The 20455-nt window shown below is 40.3% G+C and carries 24 protein-coding genes; 23 read left to right on the top strand and 1 reads right to left on the bottom strand.

Going from position 1 to position 20455, the window contains the following annotated elements; all coding sequences use genetic code 11:
• Positions 1 to 717 precede the first annotated feature (717 nt).
• The 11 genes from EV282_RS19415 (at position 718) to rsmI (ending at position 8506) form a co-directional block, all read left to right on the top strand.
• Complete coding sequence (locus EV282_RS19415) at positions 718 to 912, top strand: sigma factor G inhibitor Gin (RefSeq protein WP_066285362.1); 195 nt, start codon at positions 718 to 720, stop codon at positions 910 to 912.
• Between the two features lie 120 nt (positions 913 to 1032).
• On the top strand, positions 1033 to 2457 hold the full coding sequence (locus EV282_RS19420) for an aminotransferase class I/II-fold pyridoxal phosphate-dependent enzyme (protein ID WP_130297485.1): 1425 nt from the start codon (positions 1033 to 1035) through the stop codon (positions 2455 to 2457).
• Positions 2458 to 2468: 11 nt separating this feature from the next.
• Positions 2469 to 3113 carry a dTMP kinase gene (tmk, locus tag EV282_RS19425; protein WP_130297486.1) on the top strand — a complete coding sequence of 215 codons (645 nt, stop codon included), beginning with the start codon at positions 2469 to 2471 and terminating at the stop codon, positions 3111 to 3113.
• A 15-nt stretch (positions 3114 to 3128) separates the two neighbouring features.
• Entirely contained in the window at positions 3129 to 3458 is a 330-nt protein-coding gene (locus EV282_RS19430; RefSeq protein ID WP_077365562.1) for a cyclic-di-AMP receptor, read from the top strand.
• A 31-nt stretch (positions 3459 to 3489) separates the two neighbouring features.
• On the top strand, positions 3490 to 3930 hold the full coding sequence (locus tag EV282_RS19435; protein ID WP_130297487.1) for a YaaR family protein: 441 nt from the start codon (positions 3490 to 3492) through the stop codon (positions 3928 to 3930).
• Positions 3931 to 3945: 15 nt separating this feature from the next.
• Positions 3946 to 4932: a DNA polymerase III subunit delta' gene (holB, locus tag EV282_RS19440; protein WP_130297488.1), complete on the top strand. Its 987-nt coding sequence runs from the start codon at positions 3946 to 3948 to the stop codon at positions 4930 to 4932.
• A 4-nt stretch (positions 4933 to 4936) separates the two neighbouring features.
• A complete protein-coding gene (locus EV282_RS19445; protein WP_066285372.1) occupies positions 4937 to 5770 on the top strand; it encodes a PSP1 domain-containing protein in 834 nt (277 codons plus the stop codon).
• A gap of 15 nt (positions 5771 to 5785) precedes the next feature.
• Positions 5786 to 6142, top strand: coding sequence for a DNA replication initiation control protein YabA (yabA, locus tag EV282_RS19450; RefSeq protein ID WP_130297489.1), 357 nt, complete (start codon positions 5786 to 5788; stop codon positions 6140 to 6142).
• A 481-nt stretch (positions 6143 to 6623) separates the two neighbouring features.
• Complete coding sequence (locus tag EV282_RS19455; RefSeq protein ID WP_130297490.1) at positions 6624 to 7373, top strand: tRNA1(Val) (adenine(37)-N6)-methyltransferase; 750 nt, start codon at positions 6624 to 6626, stop codon at positions 7371 to 7373.
• Positions 7357 to 7647, top strand: coding sequence for a GIY-YIG nuclease family protein (locus EV282_RS19460; RefSeq protein ID WP_226537577.1), 291 nt, complete (start codon positions 7357 to 7359; stop codon positions 7645 to 7647). The genes EV282_RS19455 and EV282_RS19460 overlap by 17 nt, the downstream gene beginning before the upstream one ends.
• The gene (gene rsmI, locus EV282_RS19465) at positions 7622 to 8506 is read left to right on the top strand and encodes a 16S rRNA (cytidine(1402)-2'-O)-methyltransferase (protein ID WP_130297492.1); all 885 of its coding nucleotides are present in this window, start codon (positions 7622 to 7624) and stop codon (positions 8504 to 8506) included. The genes EV282_RS19460 and rsmI overlap by 26 nt, the downstream gene beginning before the upstream one ends.
• Positions 8507 to 8563: 57 nt before the next feature.
• Here rsmI and EV282_RS19470 read toward each other — a convergent pair whose 3' ends face one another.
• Complete coding sequence (locus tag EV282_RS19470) at positions 8564 to 8848, bottom strand: AbrB/MazE/SpoVT family DNA-binding domain-containing protein (protein WP_066285380.1); 285 nt, start codon at positions 8846 to 8848, stop codon at positions 8564 to 8566.
• 834 nt (positions 8849 to 9682) lie between these two features.
• Between EV282_RS19470 and metG the strand changes: the two genes are divergently transcribed.
• The 12 genes from metG (at position 9683) to spoVG (ending at position 20412) form a co-directional block, all read left to right on the top strand.
• The gene (gene metG / locus EV282_RS19475; RefSeq protein ID WP_242611958.1) at positions 9683 to 11653 is read left to right on the top strand and encodes a methionine--tRNA ligase; all 1971 of its coding nucleotides are present in this window, start codon (positions 9683 to 9685) and stop codon (positions 11651 to 11653) included.
• Between the two features lie 177 nt (positions 11654 to 11830).
• Positions 11831 to 12598 (top strand): TatD family hydrolase, encoded by a 768-nt coding sequence (locus EV282_RS19480; protein ID WP_130297494.1) that lies wholly within the window; start codon positions 11831 to 11833, stop codon positions 12596 to 12598.
• Between the two features lie 215 nt (positions 12599 to 12813).
• The gene (locus EV282_RS19485; protein ID WP_130297495.1) at positions 12814 to 14022 is read left to right on the top strand and encodes a G5 and 3D domain-containing protein; all 1209 of its coding nucleotides are present in this window, start codon (positions 12814 to 12816) and stop codon (positions 14020 to 14022) included.
• A gap of 186 nt (positions 14023 to 14208) precedes the next feature.
• Complete coding sequence (gene rnmV, locus EV282_RS19490) at positions 14209 to 14775, top strand: ribonuclease M5 (protein WP_207224350.1); 567 nt, start codon at positions 14209 to 14211, stop codon at positions 14773 to 14775.
• A gap of 6 nt (positions 14776 to 14781) precedes the next feature.
• Positions 14782 to 15657 (top strand): 16S rRNA (adenine(1518)-N(6)/adenine(1519)-N(6))-dimethyltransferase RsmA, encoded by an 876-nt coding sequence (rsmA, locus tag EV282_RS19495; protein WP_130297497.1) that lies wholly within the window; start codon positions 14782 to 14784, stop codon positions 15655 to 15657.
• 87 nt (positions 15658 to 15744) lie between these two features.
• Entirely contained in the window at positions 15745 to 16611 is an 867-nt protein-coding gene (gene yabG, locus EV282_RS19500) for a sporulation peptidase YabG (RefSeq protein WP_130297498.1), read from the top strand.
• 478 nt (positions 16612 to 17089) lie between these two features.
• Positions 17090 to 17350 carry a biofilm formation stimulator Veg gene (gene veg, locus EV282_RS19510; protein ID WP_066238125.1) on the top strand — a complete coding sequence of 87 codons (261 nt, stop codon included), beginning with the start codon at positions 17090 to 17092 and terminating at the stop codon, positions 17348 to 17350.
• Between the two features lie 125 nt (positions 17351 to 17475).
• Complete coding sequence (locus EV282_RS19515) at positions 17476 to 17649, top strand: small, acid-soluble spore protein, alpha/beta type (RefSeq protein ID WP_077365586.1); 174 nt, start codon at positions 17476 to 17478, stop codon at positions 17647 to 17649.
• A gap of 146 nt (positions 17650 to 17795) precedes the next feature.
• A complete protein-coding gene (ispE, locus tag EV282_RS19520; protein ID WP_130297500.1) occupies positions 17796 to 18659 on the top strand; it encodes a 4-(cytidine 5'-diphospho)-2-C-methyl-D-erythritol kinase in 864 nt (287 codons plus the stop codon).
• A gap of 60 nt (positions 18660 to 18719) precedes the next feature.
• Positions 18720 to 19550, top strand: a complete 831-nt coding sequence (gene purR / locus EV282_RS19525; RefSeq protein WP_066285396.1) for a pur operon repressor — start codon at positions 18720 to 18722, stop codon at positions 19548 to 19550.
• Positions 19547 to 19924: a RidA family protein gene (locus tag EV282_RS19530; RefSeq protein WP_207224351.1), complete on the top strand. Its 378-nt coding sequence runs from the start codon at positions 19547 to 19549 to the stop codon at positions 19922 to 19924. The genes purR and EV282_RS19530 overlap by 4 nt, the downstream gene beginning before the upstream one ends.
• 197 nt (positions 19925 to 20121) lie before the next feature.
• A complete protein-coding gene (gene spoVG, locus EV282_RS19535) occupies positions 20122 to 20412 on the top strand; it encodes a septation regulator SpoVG (protein WP_066238133.1) in 291 nt (96 codons plus the stop codon).
• Positions 20413 to 20455: the final 43 nt, after the last annotated feature.

Genomic DNA, 20455 nt, shown 5'->3' on the forward strand with positions numbered 1-20455 from the left:
TTCAGCGCCGATGGTAGTTGGGGGTCTCCCCCTGTTAGAGTAGGACGTCGCTAGGCAATGAGGAAGATGGATGAAGATCCATCTTCTTTTTTTGTATAAAAAAGAAAGAGAAAGCACCTAAAACAATAAAGATTAGCTGCTATTTGTAAGATTGCGAGTTAGTTGTTCTAAAAACTACTCCATATAGAGCTATTTTTGTTATATATGAGGGGCAAGGCGTGGCATGGATCTGCAAGTTTGAGCGAACAAGGTATCATTCTGAGCGTAGGTAAGGAATTTTGAGCGTAAAACGACAATTCTGAGCGTAACTTGAAGTTTTTGAGCGAAGAAAGGGTACTCTTGAGCGAACGTGTAACAAATAAAAGAACACGTACCGTAAAAAACATTTAAACTACTGCAAATTTCACACCTGTAAAACATCTGCTGATAAACGATTTAATACACTCACCACTAACCTTCCATCACCTTTATTATCTCTTGTGCTTTAGTATAAAAACTTTAACTCTTAAAAGCGGCACATCGAACTGTTTTAAATCCTGCTGCAGCGGGGATTTAAGGAAACATGAGGACGCATACTCGGTTTATTTTACCTAATTGAATAAAGACAGACACAACGAGAGCCAGAGTCTCATACATTTTAAAAGAACATTTAAATAATCTGAAAAAACGTATATGAATAAACAATTCTGGCAACAATGGCATTATGGAGGTGGAAGAATGAAAAACACACGACAGTACGGGGAAACGTGTATGGTTTGTGAGGAACAAAAGGATCGGGGATTACACATTCTTCATCAATTTATTTGCCGGGAATGTGAGCAGAAAATCCTTACTGCCAAGACAAATGACGACTATTATAAACATTACTTATCACAGTTAAGAAAATTAAAATTAGTAAATGCGTCTTCATAAAAACAGGCTGATTAAACAGTCTGTTTTTTTATGTGATAAATTCTTTGAGGAAGCAACATGTGATAGAATAGAGATATACCAAAAGCTGAAAAACGTTTGAAAACAAAAGGGTTTTTAACTATGAAACATGCACCGCTATATGAGGCGTTACTTAAACATACAAAGAATAATAAGTGGTCTTTTCATGTTCCCGGACACAAAAATGGTCAGGTTTTTGAAAAGACTGCAAAACCTTTTTTTCAGCCTGTCTTGTCCTTAGATGCAACAGAACTGACAGGACTTGATGATCTGCATCATCCTGAAGGAGCAATCTTGGAAGCGCAGGAATTGCTGTCTTCATTTTACAACGTGAAGAAAAGTTATTTCCTTATTGGAGGAAGTACATCTGGGAATCTCGCTATGATTCTTTCTTCATTTTTTCCGGACGATATCGTGCTTGTTCAGAGAAACTGCCATAAATCCGTTTTAAACGGACTTGAACTTGCTGGTGTGAAACCCGTATTTTTATCACCAGAAATGGATGAAGACGGAGGATTTCCTTTAGGTGTCAGTCTTGAAACAGTAAAGAAAGCAATAAAAAGATACCCCGAGCTTAGAGGTATTATTTTAACAAATCCTACTTACTACGGGTTGCAGCAGGGTATAGAAGATATAGCAGAAGTAATCCACGCTCATAACGGCATCGTTTTGGTTGATGAAGCACATGGAGCACATTTTGGGCTTAAGAATATGCCTCAGAGTGCGATACATAGAGGTGCAGACGTAGTCGTGCAATCGGCACATAAAACACTTCCAGCTTTAACGATGGGTGCTTTTTTACATGTGAACAGTGATCAAGTTGATGAGTATCGTCTGTCGCAAGCTCTTCAGATGGTACAGTCTTCTTCTCCTTCTTATCTGATTATGGCTTCACTGGATTTGAGCCGTTTATATATGGAGAATTTATCGCAAGCGGATTTAGATTATATTATTCTTCAAGCTGATGAGTTTAGAGTGTTCATCAATTCACTGGAACATCTTCATACTGTTAAAACTCCTGCAGGTTACAATTTAGATCCTCTTAAGATAACCGTTCAGTCAGATAAAGATATTTCAGGGTTTGAACTGCAGCAGCTTTTTGAGGCAAAGGGTTTGTATACAGAGCTTGCCGATGACCGCAATGTATTACTTATTTTGCCGATCGGAACAATGAACGAGCTTGCTGAGCTTAAAGAAGTTTTTTATAAAATTTCAGAAAAACTTTCTTCATATAAAAGCAGATCAGAACGAATTCAAACGGTATCGCTATTTCCTCAGGTCAGTACGTTAGAAATTTCTTATCATGACATGAAGAGAATGCGCGTCAAACAAGTTCAAATGGAGGGTGCTGAAGGGTATGCGGCAGCTGAAGCAGTAATTCCGTATCCTCCAGGTATTCCATTGATTGCAAAAGGAGAAAAAATCACTTCAGAATCCATTCGTCGTTATTTATACCTTAAAGAGAAGGGTGCTCGGTTTCAAGGGGTCTGCGAGCAGAATAGGATGCATGTATTTGATATAAGTTAGGAGCAGTAATTGTGAAAGGCTTATTTATTACGCTAGAAGGTCCAGACGGATCAGGCAAAACCACTCAGGTTGCAAAGATTGCCGAATACTTAACCGAAAATAAAATCGACTTTATTCAAACACGCGAACCAGGTGGCACTAGAATCAGTGATAAGATTCGTTCACTTATCTTGGATCCAGAACATAAAGAAATGAATGACCTTACGGAAGTTCTTCTTTATGCTGCATCTAGGGCACAGCATGTTCATGAAAAAATCCTTCCTGCTCTAGAAAGTGGCAAGGTTGTACTATGTGACCGGTTTGTTGATGCTTCACTCGCTTATCAAGGATTTGGACTCGGTGTCGGAGAAGAACCGGTACTACAGGTAAACCGAATTGCAACGGGTGGATTGGTTCCTGACCGCAGTTATTTCATTGATGTCTCTCCAGAAGTTGGTCGAGAGCGAATGAAGGAGAGATACGGTACAGCAAGTCTCGACCGCATCGAGCAAAAAGATCTTTCGTATCATGAGCGCGTGAGGGAAGGATTTCAGTATATTTTTGCTAATCAGGAGAAACGTATTCATCGCGTTAACGGTGAACAAGATCCGGAAACAGTGTTTGCAGAGATCGTAAAGGATTTGGATAAGCTTTTAGCGAATCATAAGGAAAAGTAAAAGGAGGCATTTGCCATGAAAATGATTATAGCCGTTGTTCAAGATAAAGATAGCAGCCGGTTGCAGGATGCGCTTGTTGAAAAGAATTACCGTGCCACAAAACTCGCTACAACAGGCGGATTTCTAAAAGCCGGAAATACAACGTTTATGATTGGTGTGGAAGATGCTCAAATAGATGAAGTAATGGATATTATTCGTGAGAACTGCAAAAGCCGAAACCAGATGGTCGCACCGGTGTCTCCGATGGGCGGAAACGCAGATGCTTATGTACCATATCCTGTTGAAGTAGAAGTTGGAGGCGCTACAGTATTCGTACTGCCCGTTGAAAGCTTCCAGCAATTTTAATAAATTTAAGCTTCTAAATTGAGGGGTTATTATGAAAATCGGACAGGACATAAGACCAGTTCTTGATACAAAGCAAAATGAGGGGAAACTGGGAAAGAAAACATCCCTTTCATTTGGAGAAACGGTATCCAAACAGAGTGAGAAACTTCACTCTGAACAGCTTACACGGCTGTTAGGCGATATCGAGACACAAGGCAAAAGACTGCTGCAGTCCCAAACTGTACGAGATCTGCAGCTTTATAAAAATTTGGTTCAGCGCTTCGTAAAAGAAGCCGTTAACTTCGGGATGCAGCTGAAACAGAACAAAAGCTGGAATGAACAAGGGCGATCACGGACACTCAAACTTGTTAAAGAGATTGATGAACAGCTGATCCAAGTTACAGAAGCAGTATTAAGCCAGGAAAAAGACTCAATATCCTTATTAGATAAGATTGGTGAAATCAAAGGGTTATTAGTGAATTTATATACGTAGCAGGTGAAATGTATGATGAGCTGGGAAACAAGCAGCAAGACACAGCCCCGTGTTGTGAAACTATTAAAAAACAGTATAAAAAAGCAGCGCCTTGCTCATGCATATATTTTTGAAGGTGCACAAGGCACAGGGAAGATGGCTGTCGGGATTGCATTAGCAAAAACCTTTCTATGCCGGAATGCTGAGGATGGGAATCCGTGCGAGAACTGTACCAACTGCAAAAGAATCACATCAGGCAATCATCCGGATGTGCATATCATCTCACCCGAAGGACAGTCGATTAAGATCGACCAGATCAGAGGGCTGCAGAAGGAATTTGCATACAGTGGAATGGAGTCTTCTAAAAAGGTTTATATTGTAGAGCACGCTGATAAGATGACTGTTCAAGCAGCCAATAGTCTCTTGAAGTTTTTAGAAGAGCCGGGTTCAGACACGATTGCTATTTTATTGACAGAACAGGTTCATAGTTTACTTGATACGATTCGTTCACGTGCACAGACTCTTTCCTTCTCTCCTCTTGCTCCTGAAGGGATTTTACAAAAGCTGTTAGAAGAGGAAATACCGAAGCCGATCGCTGCTTTGGCCTCCTCACTCACGTCAGATTATGCGGAAGCACTCGAAATTTGTAGGGAAGAGTGGTTTGCACAAGCAAGAGCCAAAGTGATACAATTGACGGAGGAACTGCGGCTGCGGCCTGATTATTGTCTTGTTGTACTGCAAGACCAATATTTAAGCTTTTTTAAAGAGAAAGAACAGCTGCGTTTAGCTTTAAACTTACTTTTGATCTGGTATCGGGATCTGTTATCTATACATTTATCACAGTCGGAAAAAGTTGTGTTTTTCGATCAGCTTCAAGCATTAGAGCAGCAGGCGCTTCAAACGTCTCAAAAGAAAGCGGGAGAAGCTCTGCAAGCTATACTGACTGCTCAGGCCAGACTAAGGAGCAACGTCAGCCCCCTTATGGTGATGGAGCAGTTGGTTTTACGATTACGGGAGGGATAAAACCTTGTATGAGGTAGTGGGAATCCGCTTTAAGAAAGCGGGTAAAGTATATTATTTCGACCCCGGCGACCTTGAAGTGAAAAAAGACGCGTTCGTTATTGTGGAAACAGCGCGTGGAATAGAATATGGCAAGGTAGTTATCGATAAGAAACTAGTCGGGGAGAACGATGTAGTTCTTCCTTTAAAAAAAGTCGTTCGGCTCGCGACACAGAAAGATATTTTATCTGTTGACGAAAACAAAGCGGCCGCTAAGGAAGCGTTTCAAAGTTGTGAGGAAAAAATCATTGAACACCAGCTGGACATGAAGCTGGTCGATGTTGAATATACGTTTGACAGAAATAAAATCATTTTTTATTTTACAGCAGACGGAAGAATAGATTTCCGTGAACTAGTTAAAGATCTTGCTTCTATTTTTAGAACAAGAATAGAACTAAGACAGATCGGTGTCAGAGATGAAGCGAAAATGCTCGGAGGGATTGGACCATGCGGGCGTATGCTTTGCTGTTCAACATTCTTAGGAGATTTTGAGCCTGTTTCAATCAAAATGGCAAAAGATCAGAACCTCTCATTAAACCCAGCTAAGATTTCCGGATTATGCGGACGTTTAATGTGCTGTCTGAAGTACGAAAATGACTATTACGAAGAAGCTAAAGAAGAAATGCCTGATGTTGGTGAAGAAATTATGACCCCTCATGGTGTTGGTCGCGTTGTCGGCTTGAACTTGCTTGAAAAGCTCATTCAAGTAAACATTCCTTCAATGGAAAGAACGACAGAGTTTACATTGGACGAGCTGGCAGAAGGCAAGAAAGAGGAATTATTCAGTCAGGCCACAGAGTAAAAAGAGGTGGAATTCGTGGAAAAGAAGACTATATTTTCCCGCGTGGTGCAAATGGAAGAACAAATCACGGAGTTGTCACAGCAACTAGAAGATTTTAAGACCCATTTGGCTGCATTAATTGAAGAAAACCACCATCTCGTGATGGAAAATGAAAATCTTCGAAACAAGCTGAACTCAGATGGGACACGAGTTTCCGCTAAGAAATCTCCAGCTTCTAAAGGGAAAAAAGAGCCTGCAGTCGATATCGGTGAGGGCTATGATAACCTGGCACGTCTCTACCAAGAAGGATTCCACATTTGTAACCTTCATTATGGCAGCGTACGTTCAGAGGGAGATTGTTTGTTTTGTCTTTCATTTTTAAATAAGAAATAAACGCCTTTCCTAAGGGGAAGGCTTCTTTTTATATGGGTGATTTTTAAAAAAATTCTATTTACGCAACAACTGTAGCTTTAAGGAGGGTTAATCCGTTCCAGGATGTTCGCTTTCCGCGGGGCGGGCGGTGAGCCCCTTGAGTTCTGCCCTCCCTATTAGTTACTTTGAGCGAAAAAAGAAGATTTTGAGCGAAACTAAAGGGAGTTTGAGCGTAGCTCGGCATTTTTGAGCGAAACCCCAATATTTCTGAGCGAACGTGTAATAAATATAAGAACACGTACCGTAAAATTCCATCAATAAGGACCGGACCGGAGTACGGAAATAAAGCGACACTTCCATTTTTCGTTTGTCACGCTGACCATAGCCGGAGTCTCGCACCTTCCGCTCAAATCAACATGTCCACGAAGGTTATTCAAAAAAACGGTCCAAAAAAAAATCTTTTTTAAAAGCCTTTTATATAGAAGAAATGGAGGGAATAACGATGACTGAGCTCCTACCAGATGAGCGAATTGATTACTTAGTCCATGAAGACTTAAAAATAATCCAAAGTCCCTCTGTCTTTTCGTTTTCACTAGATGCGGTTTTATTAAGCCGTTTTGCCTGGGTTCCGATCCAAAAAGGAAAAATTATAGATTTGTGCAGCGGCAACGGTGCAGTAGCTCTTTTACTGAGCAAGAGGTCGAAAGCCCGTATAACCGGGGTTGAGATTCAAGAAAGACTATACAGTATGGCAAATAGAAGTGTTGTGCTCAACAATCTAGATGATCAGATAAATATGGATCTTGGGGATATAAAAGAGGCACCTGCTATATACGGTCATGGTACTTTTGATGCGTTAACGTGCAATCCCCCATATTTTGCTTCAGTTCATGAAGAAGATTTCAATCAGAATGAACATCTCGCCATTGCACGCCATGAAATTCATTGTTCTTTAGAAGATGTGATTCGTGTAAGCAGCCAGCTTGTGAAGCAAGGCGGTAAGGTTGCGATGGTGCACCGGCCGAACCGTCTCATGGAAATCTTAGCGTTTATGCGCCAGTATAAACTTGAACCTAAAAAACTGCAGCTGATCTATCCAAAAGCCGGAAGTGAAGCAAACATGCTTTTAATAGAAGGAATGAAAAACGGAAAACCTGATCTACATATTCTTCCACCTCTTACGGTATACGGAGAGAATGGAGAATATACGGATGAGCTTAAAAGGATGTTCTACGGTGAACAAGAGCAATAGTCATTTTGTGTATATTTTGGAGTGTGGTGACGGAACTTACTATACAGGCTATACAAATGAGATCAGTCAGCGACTGCGTAAACATGAAGAAGGAAAAGGGGCTAAGTACACGAGAGGTAGAGGACCTCTTAAGCTTGTATTTCAGCAATCTTTTTCTACGAAACAAGAAGCAATGCGCTTGGAATTTGCCATTAAGAAACTGAACAGAGCCGCAAAAGAGAGAATAATAAAAGAGGGAAGTGTTCCATATGTGGCAGCAAAAGAGCTACCATGACGAGAGAGGGACTGGTGCATTATATCTGGTTCCTACACCGATTGGAAACTTAGAAGATATGACGTTCCGTGCTGTTCGCACATTAAAAGAGGCTGATCTGATAGCAGCAGAAGATACGCGGCAAACGAAGAAGTTATGCAGCCATTTTGAAATTAGTGCACCATTGACGAGTTATCATGATCATAATAAGGTGCAGAGCGGAAAAAAACTGATAGAAGCATTAAAAGAAGGAAAGCAAATTGCATTAGTAACGGATGCCGGGATGCCGGGGATATCAGATCCCGGGTACGAGCTGGTCGTCCAATGTGTAGAAGAAAAAATACCTGTCATACCTCTGCCTGGAGCAAATGCTGCTTTGCCTGCACTGGTTGCTTCTGGATTAAATACAGAACTTTTCACATTCTATGGTTTTCTACCAAGGGGTAAAAAAGAAAAGAAAGCTGAATTAGAAAGATTAAAGCTCTTTCCATCCACACTTTTGTTTTATGAAGCCCCTCATCGTCTAAAAGAAACACTTCAGGCTATGAATGGAATATTTGAGAACCGGAAAATTGCGGTGGTCCGGGAGTTAACAAAGAAATATGAAGAAATTATCCGTGGTACACTTACAGAAGTTACCGATTACATAAATCAGGGAGATGCTGAGATCAGGGGAGAATTTTGCTTGGTCGTCGAGGGAAGCGGTAATGCAGAATTCGAAAGTGAAACAGCTGAGCAATGGTGGGAATCTCTTTCAGTAACTGAACATGTCGACCATTATGTAAATCAAGGTGAGAAACCAAAGGAAGCGATTAAGTTAGCAGCTGTTGACCGGAATGTCCCTAAGCGTTCTGTTTATCAGGAATATCATGGCCTGTAATTTTTTCAATACAAAGGGAAAGAGCCTTCTAAATGAAGGCTCTTATTGTTTAAGTTCTTATTTTGATGTTTGAAGCTGCTTTTGAAGCTCGTCCATAACTTCTTTAGCACCTTCACGGCTAAGAATGATTTTTCCGCCTGCTACAGTGTAGTTATCATCTGAAACTTCCCCAGTTACAGCACATGTCATGTTTGGCTTGTATTTCTTAAGGATGATGCGGTCGTCATCAACGTAGATTTCTAAAGCATCCTTCTCTGCAATTCCTAAAGTACGGCGTAGCTCGATTGGAATAACCACACGTCCTAGTTCATCAACCTTACGTACAATTCCTGTAGATTTCATAATAAAATCTCTCCTCCCGAATATATAAAAAATTTCCCTATCTATTTTAATCGTCAGAATTCGACAAAATCCTACGAGAACATCTTACCAAGATTTCCAATTGTCGTCAATAGTTTTGACTTAAACATTTTTAACTCTTTTACCAATTGAATTCTCTAGTATATACCCGTTTTATAATACTTTTAAAACCGGTAAATGGAAGATATATTCATATATTGTCATAAAAAATTCAAATAAGTGTAAAAGATGAAAAAAATTAACTGGAAATAAGGTTCAGATTAATCGTCAAATTTCGACAAAACTAACAATGAAAAAATACTATCCATGTTCTCCTCTTAAACCTTTAGCTCCTACACCTTGACACACTTTCAATGCATTAGGTATATTTTGAAGGAAGAAAAGAGAATAATGAAAGTATTTACATAGAAATCTTTCGCTTGCTTTTTTACTTTTATGTCCTAGAGTAAACAGTTTTTTATAGTTTTTGTAAAAAAGATACATTTTCCGGAACAGTTAAATGTTCCCTATAATTTTTTAAGGCTGTTTTCGTTTAACCTTTGTTGTCTTTGGAAGATGTTGATTTCCGTTCCAGGATGCTCGCTTTCCGCGGGGCAGGCGGTGAGCCACATTCGTACGTTTCACTTTTAAGTGTCTCACCTGACCGCCAGTCCCGCAGGAGTCTCGCACCTTCCACTCCAATCAACTTCTCAATGAAGAACTTCAAAGCTCCGTGTAGAAACTATATTATAGAAAAGAACCATTTCAAAAGACAATCAGTCCCTAAATGGAGGGGCTTTTTTCCTTATTACAGAATACTTTGAGGAGGCGGTATTAGTGGCAAAACCAACATTTTATATTACAACACCAATTTACTATCCAAGCGGAAAGCTTCACATCGGCCATGCGTATACAACAACAGCTGGGGATGCGATGGCAAGATACAAGCGTTTAAAAGGATTCGATGTTATGTATCTTACTGGATCTGATGAGCATGGGGAAAAGATTCAAAAGAAAGCAAACGAACAAGGTCTTCATCCACAAAAGTATGTAGACGGAATCGTGGATGATATTAAAGCCCTTTGGGAGAAGATGGACATCTCTTATGATGATTACATCCGTACAACAGATGATCGTCATAAAAATTCTGTCGAAAAAATCTTTCAGCAGCTGCTAGACCAGGATGATATTTACTTAAGTGAATATGAAGGCTGGTACTGCACGGACTGTGAGTCGTTTTTTACAGAACGACAGCTTGAAGACGGTAAGTGTCCAGACTGTGGACGTGAAGTGAAGAAGGTAAAGGAAGAAAGCTACTTTTTCCGCATGAGTAAATATGCAGATCGCTTGCTCGCTTATTATGAAGAAAACCCTTCTTTTATCTATCCAGAATCAAGAAAGCGTGAGATGATCAATAACTTTATTAAGCCTGGTTTAGAAGATCTTGCGGTTTCACGTACATCCTTTGACTGGGGAGTGAAGGTTCCGGGAAATCCAAAGCATGTGATCTATGTTTGGATTGATGCGCTTTCGAACTATATTACGGCACTTGGCTATGGCAGTGATAACGATGAGAAGTATCAAAAGTATTGGCCAGCAGATGTTCATCTAATGAGTAAAGAGATTGTTCGTTTTCATACGATTTATTGGCCGATCATGCTTATGGCTTTAGGACTTCCTTTACCGAAACAAGTAATAGCGCACGGATGGCTTTTAATGAAAGATGGAAAGATGTCCAAATCTAAAGGAAATGTAGTGGATCCTAATGTGCTGATCGACCGTTATGGCCTTGATCCGCTTCGTTACTACTTACTTCGTGAAGTGCCGTTTGGCTCTGATGGTGTGTTTACACCTGAAAGTTTCGTTGACAGAGTAAATGCTGATCTCGCGAATGACTTAGGAAATCTTCTAAACCGTACGATCGCCATGATCGGTAAATACTTTGACGGCAAGATTCCAGCTTATGAAGGCAGAGTTACAGAATTCGATGGAACACTTGAAAATTTTGCGATGGAAACAGTGAGAAAAACAGAAGAAGCGATGGAGAACCTTGAGTTTTCAATTGCGCTTTCAACCATTTGGCAGCTTGTCAGCCGCACAAATAAATACATTGATGAAACGCAGCCATGGGTGCTAGCTAAAGATGAAGCAAAACAAGGCGAACTCGCGAGTGTTATGTATCACCTTGCAGAGTCAATCCGCATCGTATCTGTTCTGATTCAGCCGTTTATGACAGAGACTCCAGCGAAAATCTGGAGCCAGCTTGGATTGAATGACTCTAAACTAACAGACTGGGATTCTTTAAAAGAGTTCGGTACCATTCCGGGAGAAACTTCAGTAGTAAAAGGGGATCCGATCTTCCCTAGACTCGAAACAGAAGTAGAAGTGCAGTTCATTAAAGATTCGATGGGGAGCACTTCTGCACCGGCAGAAGCGGCAAAAGAAGAAGTGAAGCAAGAAGCTCCTTCTGCAGCCGATCAAAAACCTGAGATCTCGATCGATGACTTCATGAAAGTAGACTTAAGGGTCGCTACGGTATTAGCAGCTGAACCCGTAAAAAAAGCTGATAAGCTATTAAAGCTTCAATTGGATCTTGGGTATGAAAAACGCCAAGTCGTTTCTGGAATTGCCCAGTATTATAAGCCTGATGATCTTGTTGGGCAAAAAGTGATCTGTGTAACGAACCTAAAACCGGTAAAATTACGCGGAGAGCTTTCAGAGGGAATGATTTTAGCAGGTTCTTCTGATGGACAATTAACTTTGGCTACAGTTGATCAATCACTTCCAAATGGCTCAAAAGTTAAATAATGAGAAAAAGCGGGGAGGATCTCCCTGCTTTTTTAGTGCCTAAGATAGAGGAAACACTTGGTAAACCATAATAAAAATAGGTCTTATTACCCACAATGTAATTATATTGTAATGCTACTGTTACCCGAATGAATGGAAAATGTGATAAGATTTGTAAAGTTGAAAGGATTGTACACTATGTTTGATACACACGCACATCTGAATGCAACACAATTTGAAGAAGACCGTCAGGAAGTGATTCAGCGAGCTTTAGATGAAGGCGTTCACCATATCGTTGTTGTCGGCTTTGACCGGGAAACGATTAAAGGTGCCATGGAACTTGCTGAAGAATATGACTTCATTTATGCTTGCGTAGGCTGGCATCCAGTTGATGCAATCGACATGACGGAAGAAGATTTGGCATGGATTGAAGAACTTGCAGCGCATCCAAAAGTTGTCGCTCTTGGCGAAATGGGATTGGATTATCATTGGGATAAGTCGCCTGCAGATGTTCAAAAAGAAGTATTTAGACGCCAGATCCGACTTGCGAAAAAAGTAAAGCTACCCATCGTTATTCATAACCGGGAAGCGACACAAGACGTTGTTGACATACTTAGGGAAGAAGAGGCCCGTGAAGTTGGCGGCATCATGCATTGCTACAGCGGAAGTATAGAGGTAGCCCGCCAATGTATGGAAATGAATTTCTACATAAGTTTTGGTGGACCAGTAACATTTAAGAATGCAAAAAAGGTTAAGGAAGTTGCGAAAGACATTCCGATGGACCGGCTTTTGATTGAAACTGATTGTCCTTATCTTAGCCCTCATCCATTAAGAGGCAAAAGAAACGAACCATCTTATGTAAAGTATGTAGCAGAATCTTTATCAGATATAAAAGATCTTCCACTTGAAGACATCATAAAGAAAACTTCCGACAATGCATTTCGAATTTTTAACATATCCCGATAGGATATGGTGTCGGAAACAAACGAAGCATGAAGAATATCGCGTTAATCTTTCAAGAAATGACAAAAGGGACAGGAAAATTGTCAAACGTTTTTTCTTCCCTTTTTCCTTCTTTTCCGTTCATAATTGTCCTTGGGTCAATTAATGACGAAAAAGGAGGGATTTGACAGAGAGAAAAAAGATATTTATAATGCAGTCCTTGTAGGGGAGGAAATTGGATGTATAAGAATATAACAGCTTTGTTCTCGAGTTTTACGAGAAAGAAACTTTATCTTTCTTTAGCCGCTCTTCTCGTTTTAGCGGTAACTACTGGATTCGTAGGTTATGAAACTACGAAAGCAGAAGTGACACTGATGCTTGACGGAAAGAAAACGGAAGTAAACACACATGCTAGCACAGTAGGGGAACTTTTAAGCGAACAAAATATAAAACCTAACCAGCATGATGTTGTAAAACCTGGGCTTTCTGCAAAGGTTGAAGATAACATGAAGGTTGATTTTTTAAAGGCTAAGGAAATTGTCCTTACCGTAGATGGCAAAGACAAAAAGGTATGGACCACAGCAAAGACTGTTGAGCAATTCGTAAAAGAACAACAGTTATCGCTGAAAGAGCATGATGTCATTAAGCCAAATCTGACTGCTGATATTCAGGATCAAGGCAAGATTAAGATCGAATCAGCATTTCCGGTAAAGCTTGTTGTAGGCGGAAAAGCACAGCAAGTTTGGACCACTTCGACTACCGTCGCTGACCTTTTGAAGCAACAAAAGGTATCATTAGGTGAAATAGACCGAGTATCACCTGCCAAAACAGAAAAAATTACTGGCAAAACGCAGGTTGAAGTCATCAGAGTAGAAAAGGTCACCGATGTAGTGGAAGAAGAAACACCATTTGCTGTTGTTAACCGTAAAGACAGCGGATTAACAAAAGGCAAAGAGCGTGTCGTGCAAGATGGCAAGAAAGGCAAGCTAGAAAAACGCTATGAAGTTGTAATGGAAAACGGCAAAGAAGTTTCCAGAAAACTTGTTGGTGAAAAGACATTAAGCGACAGCAAAGATAAGATTGTTGCTATCGGTACTAAAGCAAAACCGCAGCCTGTGGTATCAGTATCACGTAGCAAAGCTCCGAGTACTTCTGGCGGAAGAGAGCTGACTGTAACAAGTACGGCTTATACTGCTAACTGCTCAGGATGTTCTGGAATCACGGCTTCAGGCTATAATTTAAAAGCGAATCCGAATGCGAAAGTAATCGCAGTCGATCCTAATGTTATTCCTCTAGGCACAAAAGTATATGTTGAAGGGTATGGATATGCCATTGCATCAGATACTGGAGGAGCTATAAAGGGTAACAAGATTGATGTATTCTTTTCTTCTCAATCAAAGGCAGAGGCTTGGGGAAGAAAAACAATTAAGATTCGCATCATAAACTAATTAATAACAAAGCATGGGGATGATTCCCTGTGCTTTTTTTGTACCAAGAAACGAAGCACTTAGAAGTTAAGGCCAGTCAATCCTAGACTTTCTTGACGCCTGGGGTATACTAGTAAAAGATGTTTTTTCGTTCAAATTATTAGACGCTGCAATGCCTAAAAAGGTTTCACCGTTTTGGAGGAAATCATGAAAAAAATAAAAGAAATTATTATTGTTGAAGGAAAGAGCGATACACTCGCTATAAAACGCTCGGTTGAAGCGGATACGATTGAAACAAATGGTTCAGAAATAAGTATAGATACGTTGAATCGAATCAAGAGAGCGCATGACATCCGGGGGATTATCGTATTTACGGATCCTGATTTTCCCGGAAAGAGAATCCGGCAGATCATTTCTGAGTTTGTTCCTGGCTGTAAGCATGCATACTTAGCCAAACAAGACGCCATTGCTAAAGGTGATAAGGGTGTAGGTGTCGAGCATGCTTCTAAGGAAGCTATCATTGAAGCTCTTTCACATGTAAGAGAAGAATTGCTGGAATCAGATGAGAATGAATTAATAGCATGGGAAGATCTAATAGCAGCCGGGTTAACCGGAGGACCAGATTCTAAAAGAAGACGTGAAATAATTGGTGCAGAGCTCCGCTTAGGCTATATGAATGCAAAGCAATTATATAAGCGTTTAAATATGTTTCGCGTCACTCAGGAAGAATTTCAGAAAGCTCTGCAGGCGCTCTACAGAAATGAGGAGGACTAGATAGTAATGAGAAAAGATATCTCAACCCCGCAATCCACAAAGGCCATACTTGAAAAACATGGTTTTACATTTAAAAAAAGTCTAGGGCAAAACTTTTTAATCGATCGCAACATACTTAATAATATTGTTAATGCTGCTGATTTAACGGAGGACTCAGGAGTTATTGAGATCGGGCCTGGAATCGGTGCGTTAACAGAGTTTATCGCGAGGGCTTCAAAGAAAGCTGTAGCCTTTGAGATCGATCAGAGGCTGCTGCCTATTTTACAAGAAACGCTCGCTCCGTACCCGAATGTGGAAGTTATTCATTCTGATGTGCTAAAAGCTGATATCCATCAGGTAATCAAGGAACATTTTGAAGAAGGACAAGACTTGATGGTCGTTGCAAACCTGCCTTATTATGTGACGACACCAATCATTATGAAGCTTCTTCAAGACAAACTTCCTATTCGTGGTATCGTTTGTATGATACAGAAAGAGGTTGCCGACCGCTTGGCTGCATCACCGGGCACAAAAGACTATAATTCCCTGTCTATAGCCATTCAGTATTATGCGACAGCTGAGACGATGATTAAAGTGCCTAAAACCGTTTTTGTTCCAGCACCTAATGTGGATTCGTCGGTTATTAAACTAACCATTCGCAAAGAACCTGCAGTAAAAGTACAAGATGAAGCGTTCTTTTTTGAGGTAGTCAGATCCTCTTTTGCACAACGAAGAAAGACGCTATGGAACAACCTGACAAGCCAGCTTGTTTCAAAAGAAAAGAAAGATGAACTCCTATCTATATTAGAAAAGTTGGATATCGATCCTAAACGCCGTGGAGAAACACTGACAATCGAAGAATTCGGCAGATTGGCAGATTCTCTTTTGCCGCTTGTAAAATAAACCTCATTTTTCCCCTTATCCTCTCATACTCTTATAAAAGGAACATTGGGAGCAGTGGAGCTTGTTACTCCAAATAGGGGGAGTAAAATGAAACTAGAGATTGGATCAATTGTAACCAGGAACTCTTACAATCGGGATTTACTTTTTCGTATTGTAGGATTTAGTGAAGATCGTACCATTGCGGAACTTGCAGGAGAAGAGCTCAGACTCTGGGCTGATGCTCCGGTGGACGATTTATTTGTCGTGGACGACAAGCAAATGTCTGAACACAGGCAAGTAGTGAAGGAAAAGGAAGATTCCTCACTAAAACTATTCAGACAGGATTACTATCTGCTAAGACAAAAAAGGGAATACCTCTCAACAAACGGCTATCAATATGATCAATCCTATTTTGAACTGCCTGGAAGAGTGCTTCATATAGACGGAGATCCCTTATATTTAAATAAATGCCTGGAGCTTTATAAAAAGCTGGGTGTACCTGTTTATGGCATTCATATGAAAGAAACCGAAATGCCTGAAAAAGTTCCAGCACTTGTAGATGAAGTTAGACCGGACATTCTGGTTATTACAGGTCATGATGCTTACATGAAATCAAAAGGCGATGTATCAGATGTAAATGCATATCGCCATACAAAATACTTCATCAGGACGGTTCGTGAAGTGAGAAGGAAGTATACGAACCTCGATCATCTGATGATCTTTGCCGGTGCTTGCCAGTCTCATTTTGAATCACTGATTAAAGTTGGTTCAAACTTTGCGAGTTCACCTGCACGAATCAACATACATGCCTTAGACCCCGTCTATATCGTTTCAAAGATCAGTCTGACATCCTTCATGGATCGCGTGAACGTAATGGATGTTTTACGCAACACACTTACTGGCAAAGAGGGATTGGGTGGTGTAGAAACTAGAGGGTTCCTCAGAACAGGAATGCCCATCAAAACCAAGCCGTAAAATAGAACTCCGGACTGCCGGAGTTTTTTTGTTTTCACCCTAAATACTTAAGGAAAAGTCTTCTAAGAGACAATAGAGGCGATTGACTTCCACTTACGCTTCAATCAACTTGAATGTCTTTCGCAAAGGGTATTCTCTAAAAGATTGTTGCTTTTGTTTCTTCATTGGTAAGTGGATTGGAGTGCAAGATGCGTGCCCAAAGAGGCTGACCGCCCACCCCGCGGAAAGCGAGCGCTTGGAACGGAAATAAACCACTTTTCAAGAGCGAAAAATTCACAAAAACAGCCAAAACAAAAGATTATTTGTATCATTTACTCACTTTATACATATCTTCCCGAAAAAAAGACATACTAAAAAAAGCAAAAAAAGGATATTTGGTCATTGACATGAAAATGCTTTGCTTGCTATAATGAAAATTTTAATTTGACAAAAAAGCACGATTTGTGTTACAATTTGTCTAAGTGAGGTGGAGCCTAAAATGGGTAAAACAATAGTGGACATTAGACGCTCTTTAGAGTCCAACGTGGGTAGAAGACTTTCTTTACGTGCAAATGGCGGTCGACGCAAAACGATCGAACGTTTAGGAACACTGGAAGAAACATACCCTGCAGTTTTTATTATCAAATTAGATCAGGACACCAACGCTTTCGAACGTGTTTCTTATAGTTACGCGGATGTACTCACAGAAACAGTAGAACTTACATTCTTAGAAGATACACAAGCAGCAATCGGGCAGTAAGAACTCTTTACTGCTATTTTTTTTACCCTCTGGGGCTGGTTTTAAACATACATACGAAATACAGCAAGAATTAACCCCTTTTGGAGATACTATTACGTATCGCATATGAAAGGGGTTTTATCATTATGGGAAGAAGCAAGCATGGAATGATGTCTGAAGGATTAAAGACTGAAATTGCCAAAGAGCTAGGTTTTTACGATAAAGTTCAGCGTGATGGATGGGGCGGTATTTCTTCAAAGGACGCAGGAAATATGGTTAAGCGTGCACTTGAATTGGCTGAGCAAAGGTTGAACAAATAAATATGCGATAGAAATAAAGCCGGAGGTATTAAGTCTCCGGTTTTCCGCTATCCTGAGATGAAACGTTTTTTATATTATATAAATGTTCATACTGTGTTACTATTAAAAATATCAAAATTGTGTAAGATTTTTAGGCAGGGATAAAGATGATTAATAATAAAATATCCATTAAAGCACCAGCTAAAATCAATCTTTCTCTAGATGCTTTGCGAAAAAGAGAAGATGGCTTTCATGAAGTAGCCATGGTCATGACCACGGTTGATTTAGCTGACCGCATCGAACTGACTTTATTAGATAAAGACGAAATTAGAATAGAAAGCTCAGGCGGTTTCGTGCCTTTGGATGAACGGAACTTGGCATATCAAGCTGCTTTGCTTCTTAAGAAAACGTTCGGAATTAAACAAGGTGTTTTTATACATATTTCAAAACATATTCCTGTTGCTGCAGGACTTGCTGGAGGAAGCAGTGACGCCGCAGCTGCATTAAAAGGGTTGAATCAGCTTTGGAACTTAGGATTGTCACTGGATGAACTGGCAGAACTCGGGGCAAAGATCGGGTCTGATGTTTCGTTTTGTGTATACGGCGGAACTGCACTGGCCACTGGCCGCGGCGAAAAAATTCATCATATTTCTTCCCCGCCTCCATGTTGGGTACTTCTTGCAAAACCTCCTATCGGCGTTTCGACAGGGGAAGTATATCGGAACTTGAAGCTTTCAGGGATCGAACATCCTGATGTAGAAGGAATGGTTAGAGCGATTGAAGACAAAGATTACGATCAGATCTGCAGCCTCCTTGGTAACGTGTTAGAGACTGTGACCCTTAAAATGTACCCTGAAGTTAAACATATTAAGGAACAGATGATGAAACTTGGAGCAGATGCCGTTTTAATGAGTGGAAGCGGACCGACAGTTTTTGGGTTATTCCAGCATGAATCAAGGCTTCAGAGGGTTTATAACGGTTTAAGAGGTTTTTGCAATGAAGTTTATGCCGTAAGACTATTAGGGGAATGATTGATAAAATCCGTATAAAAATGTTATATTAACTTCAAACATTCGGTTTTGGAGGAAAATATGAAATTAAAAAGAAGCGGAAGAATGGTGGATTTGACAGCCTACCTACTTCATCATCCCCATCAGCTTATTCCCTTATCTTATTTTGTAGAACGCTATGAATCGGCTAAATCATCTATAAGTGAAGACCTTGCGATTATCAAAGAACATTTTGAACAGCACGGATTAGGACAAGTTCAAACTGTTCCAGGTGCAGCGGGCGGTGTGAAATACATCCCAGGCATCGATCAGGCAGAGGCAGAAGCAACAGTTGAAGAACTAGTTCAGCTTCTCGAAGATCCAAGCCGTATATTGCCTGGAGGCTATCTGTATGTTACGGATGTGATCGGCAACCCAAGGCTGGTTAATCAGATCGGCCGGTTGTTTGCTTCTATCTTTTCTAAAAGAAAAATAGATGTTGTTATGACGATCGCAACCAAAGGTATACCTCTTGCTTACGCGGTAGCTACTCATTTGAACGTTCCTGTAGTGGTTGTTAGGAGCAACAGCAGGGTAACTGAAGGGTCCACCGTGAGTATCAATTATGTATCAGGCTCCACAAAGCGCATTCAAACGATGGCTCTTGCAAGACGAAGCATCAAACAAGGTTCCCGTGTATTGATTATTGATGATTTTATGAAAGCGGGCGGTACGATTAAAGGCATGATTAGTTTAATAGAAGAATTTCAGGCACATATCGAAGGGATCGGTGTACTTGTGGAAGCGCAGGAAGTATCCGAACGCCTTGTAGATGATTATGTTTCGATCGCACGTCTTTCCCAAGTAAACGAAAAAGAAAACCGTATTGAAGTAGAAAAAGGCAATTATTCTTTAAACGGAGGTCATTCATAATGAAAAAGGTTCATACTACAGAAGCTCCAGCAGCAATCGGGCCGTACTCCCAAGGAATCGTTTACAACAATTTGTTTTTCAGTTCTGGCCAGATCCCATTGACAAAAGAAGGCGAAATGATCGATGGAGATGTGAAAGAGCAGACACATCAAGTGTTCAGTAACTTAAAAGCTGTTTTAAATGAAGCGGGCTCATCTCTTGAGCAAGTTATCAAAGCTACTGTTTTTATTAAAGATATGAATGAATTCGCTGATATCAATGAAGTTTATGGCGAGTATTTTTCAGACCATAAGCCAGCACGCTCTTGTGTGGAAGTTGCACGTCTTCCCAAAGATGCAAAAGTTGAAATCGAAGTGATCGCACTTGTGAAATAAGCTCCTTATAGGGCTTATTTTTTTTTGGCTATTTTAATATGTAAGGGTTTGGCACGAAAGAAAAAACCTAAAAAGCCTTATAGAACAGCAACTTCACAAATTTTTTAAAAATTTTTATTTTTCAAAGAAGGATTTTGTAAAATGTTGAAGAATTGTAGTATTACGTTCTTATTATTGGAAAAAGGTGGTGTTTGTAAGTGGAAGTGACTGACGTAAGATTACGCCGTGTAAATACAGAAGGCCGTATGAAAGCGATTGCCTCCATTACAATCGATCATGAATTTGTTATTCATGATATCAGAGTAATTGATGGCAATAATGGAATGTTCGTAGCTATGCCAAGCAAACGAACACCAGATGGGGAGTTCCGTGATATCGCACATCCGATTACTTCAAGTACTCGGGAAAAGATTCAAAATGCGGTATTAACAGAATATCACCGTATGGGAGAAATGGAGTCTGCTTTGGAAGAAGCAGGAGCTTCCTAATATCCTAATAAGAATCAAGAGCCTGGTCGCAAATGATTAGGTT

This window comes from Fictibacillus sp. BK138 (genome assembly GCF_004216955.1).
GTDB lineage: Bacteria > Bacillota > Bacilli > Bacillales > Fictibacillaceae > Fictibacillus.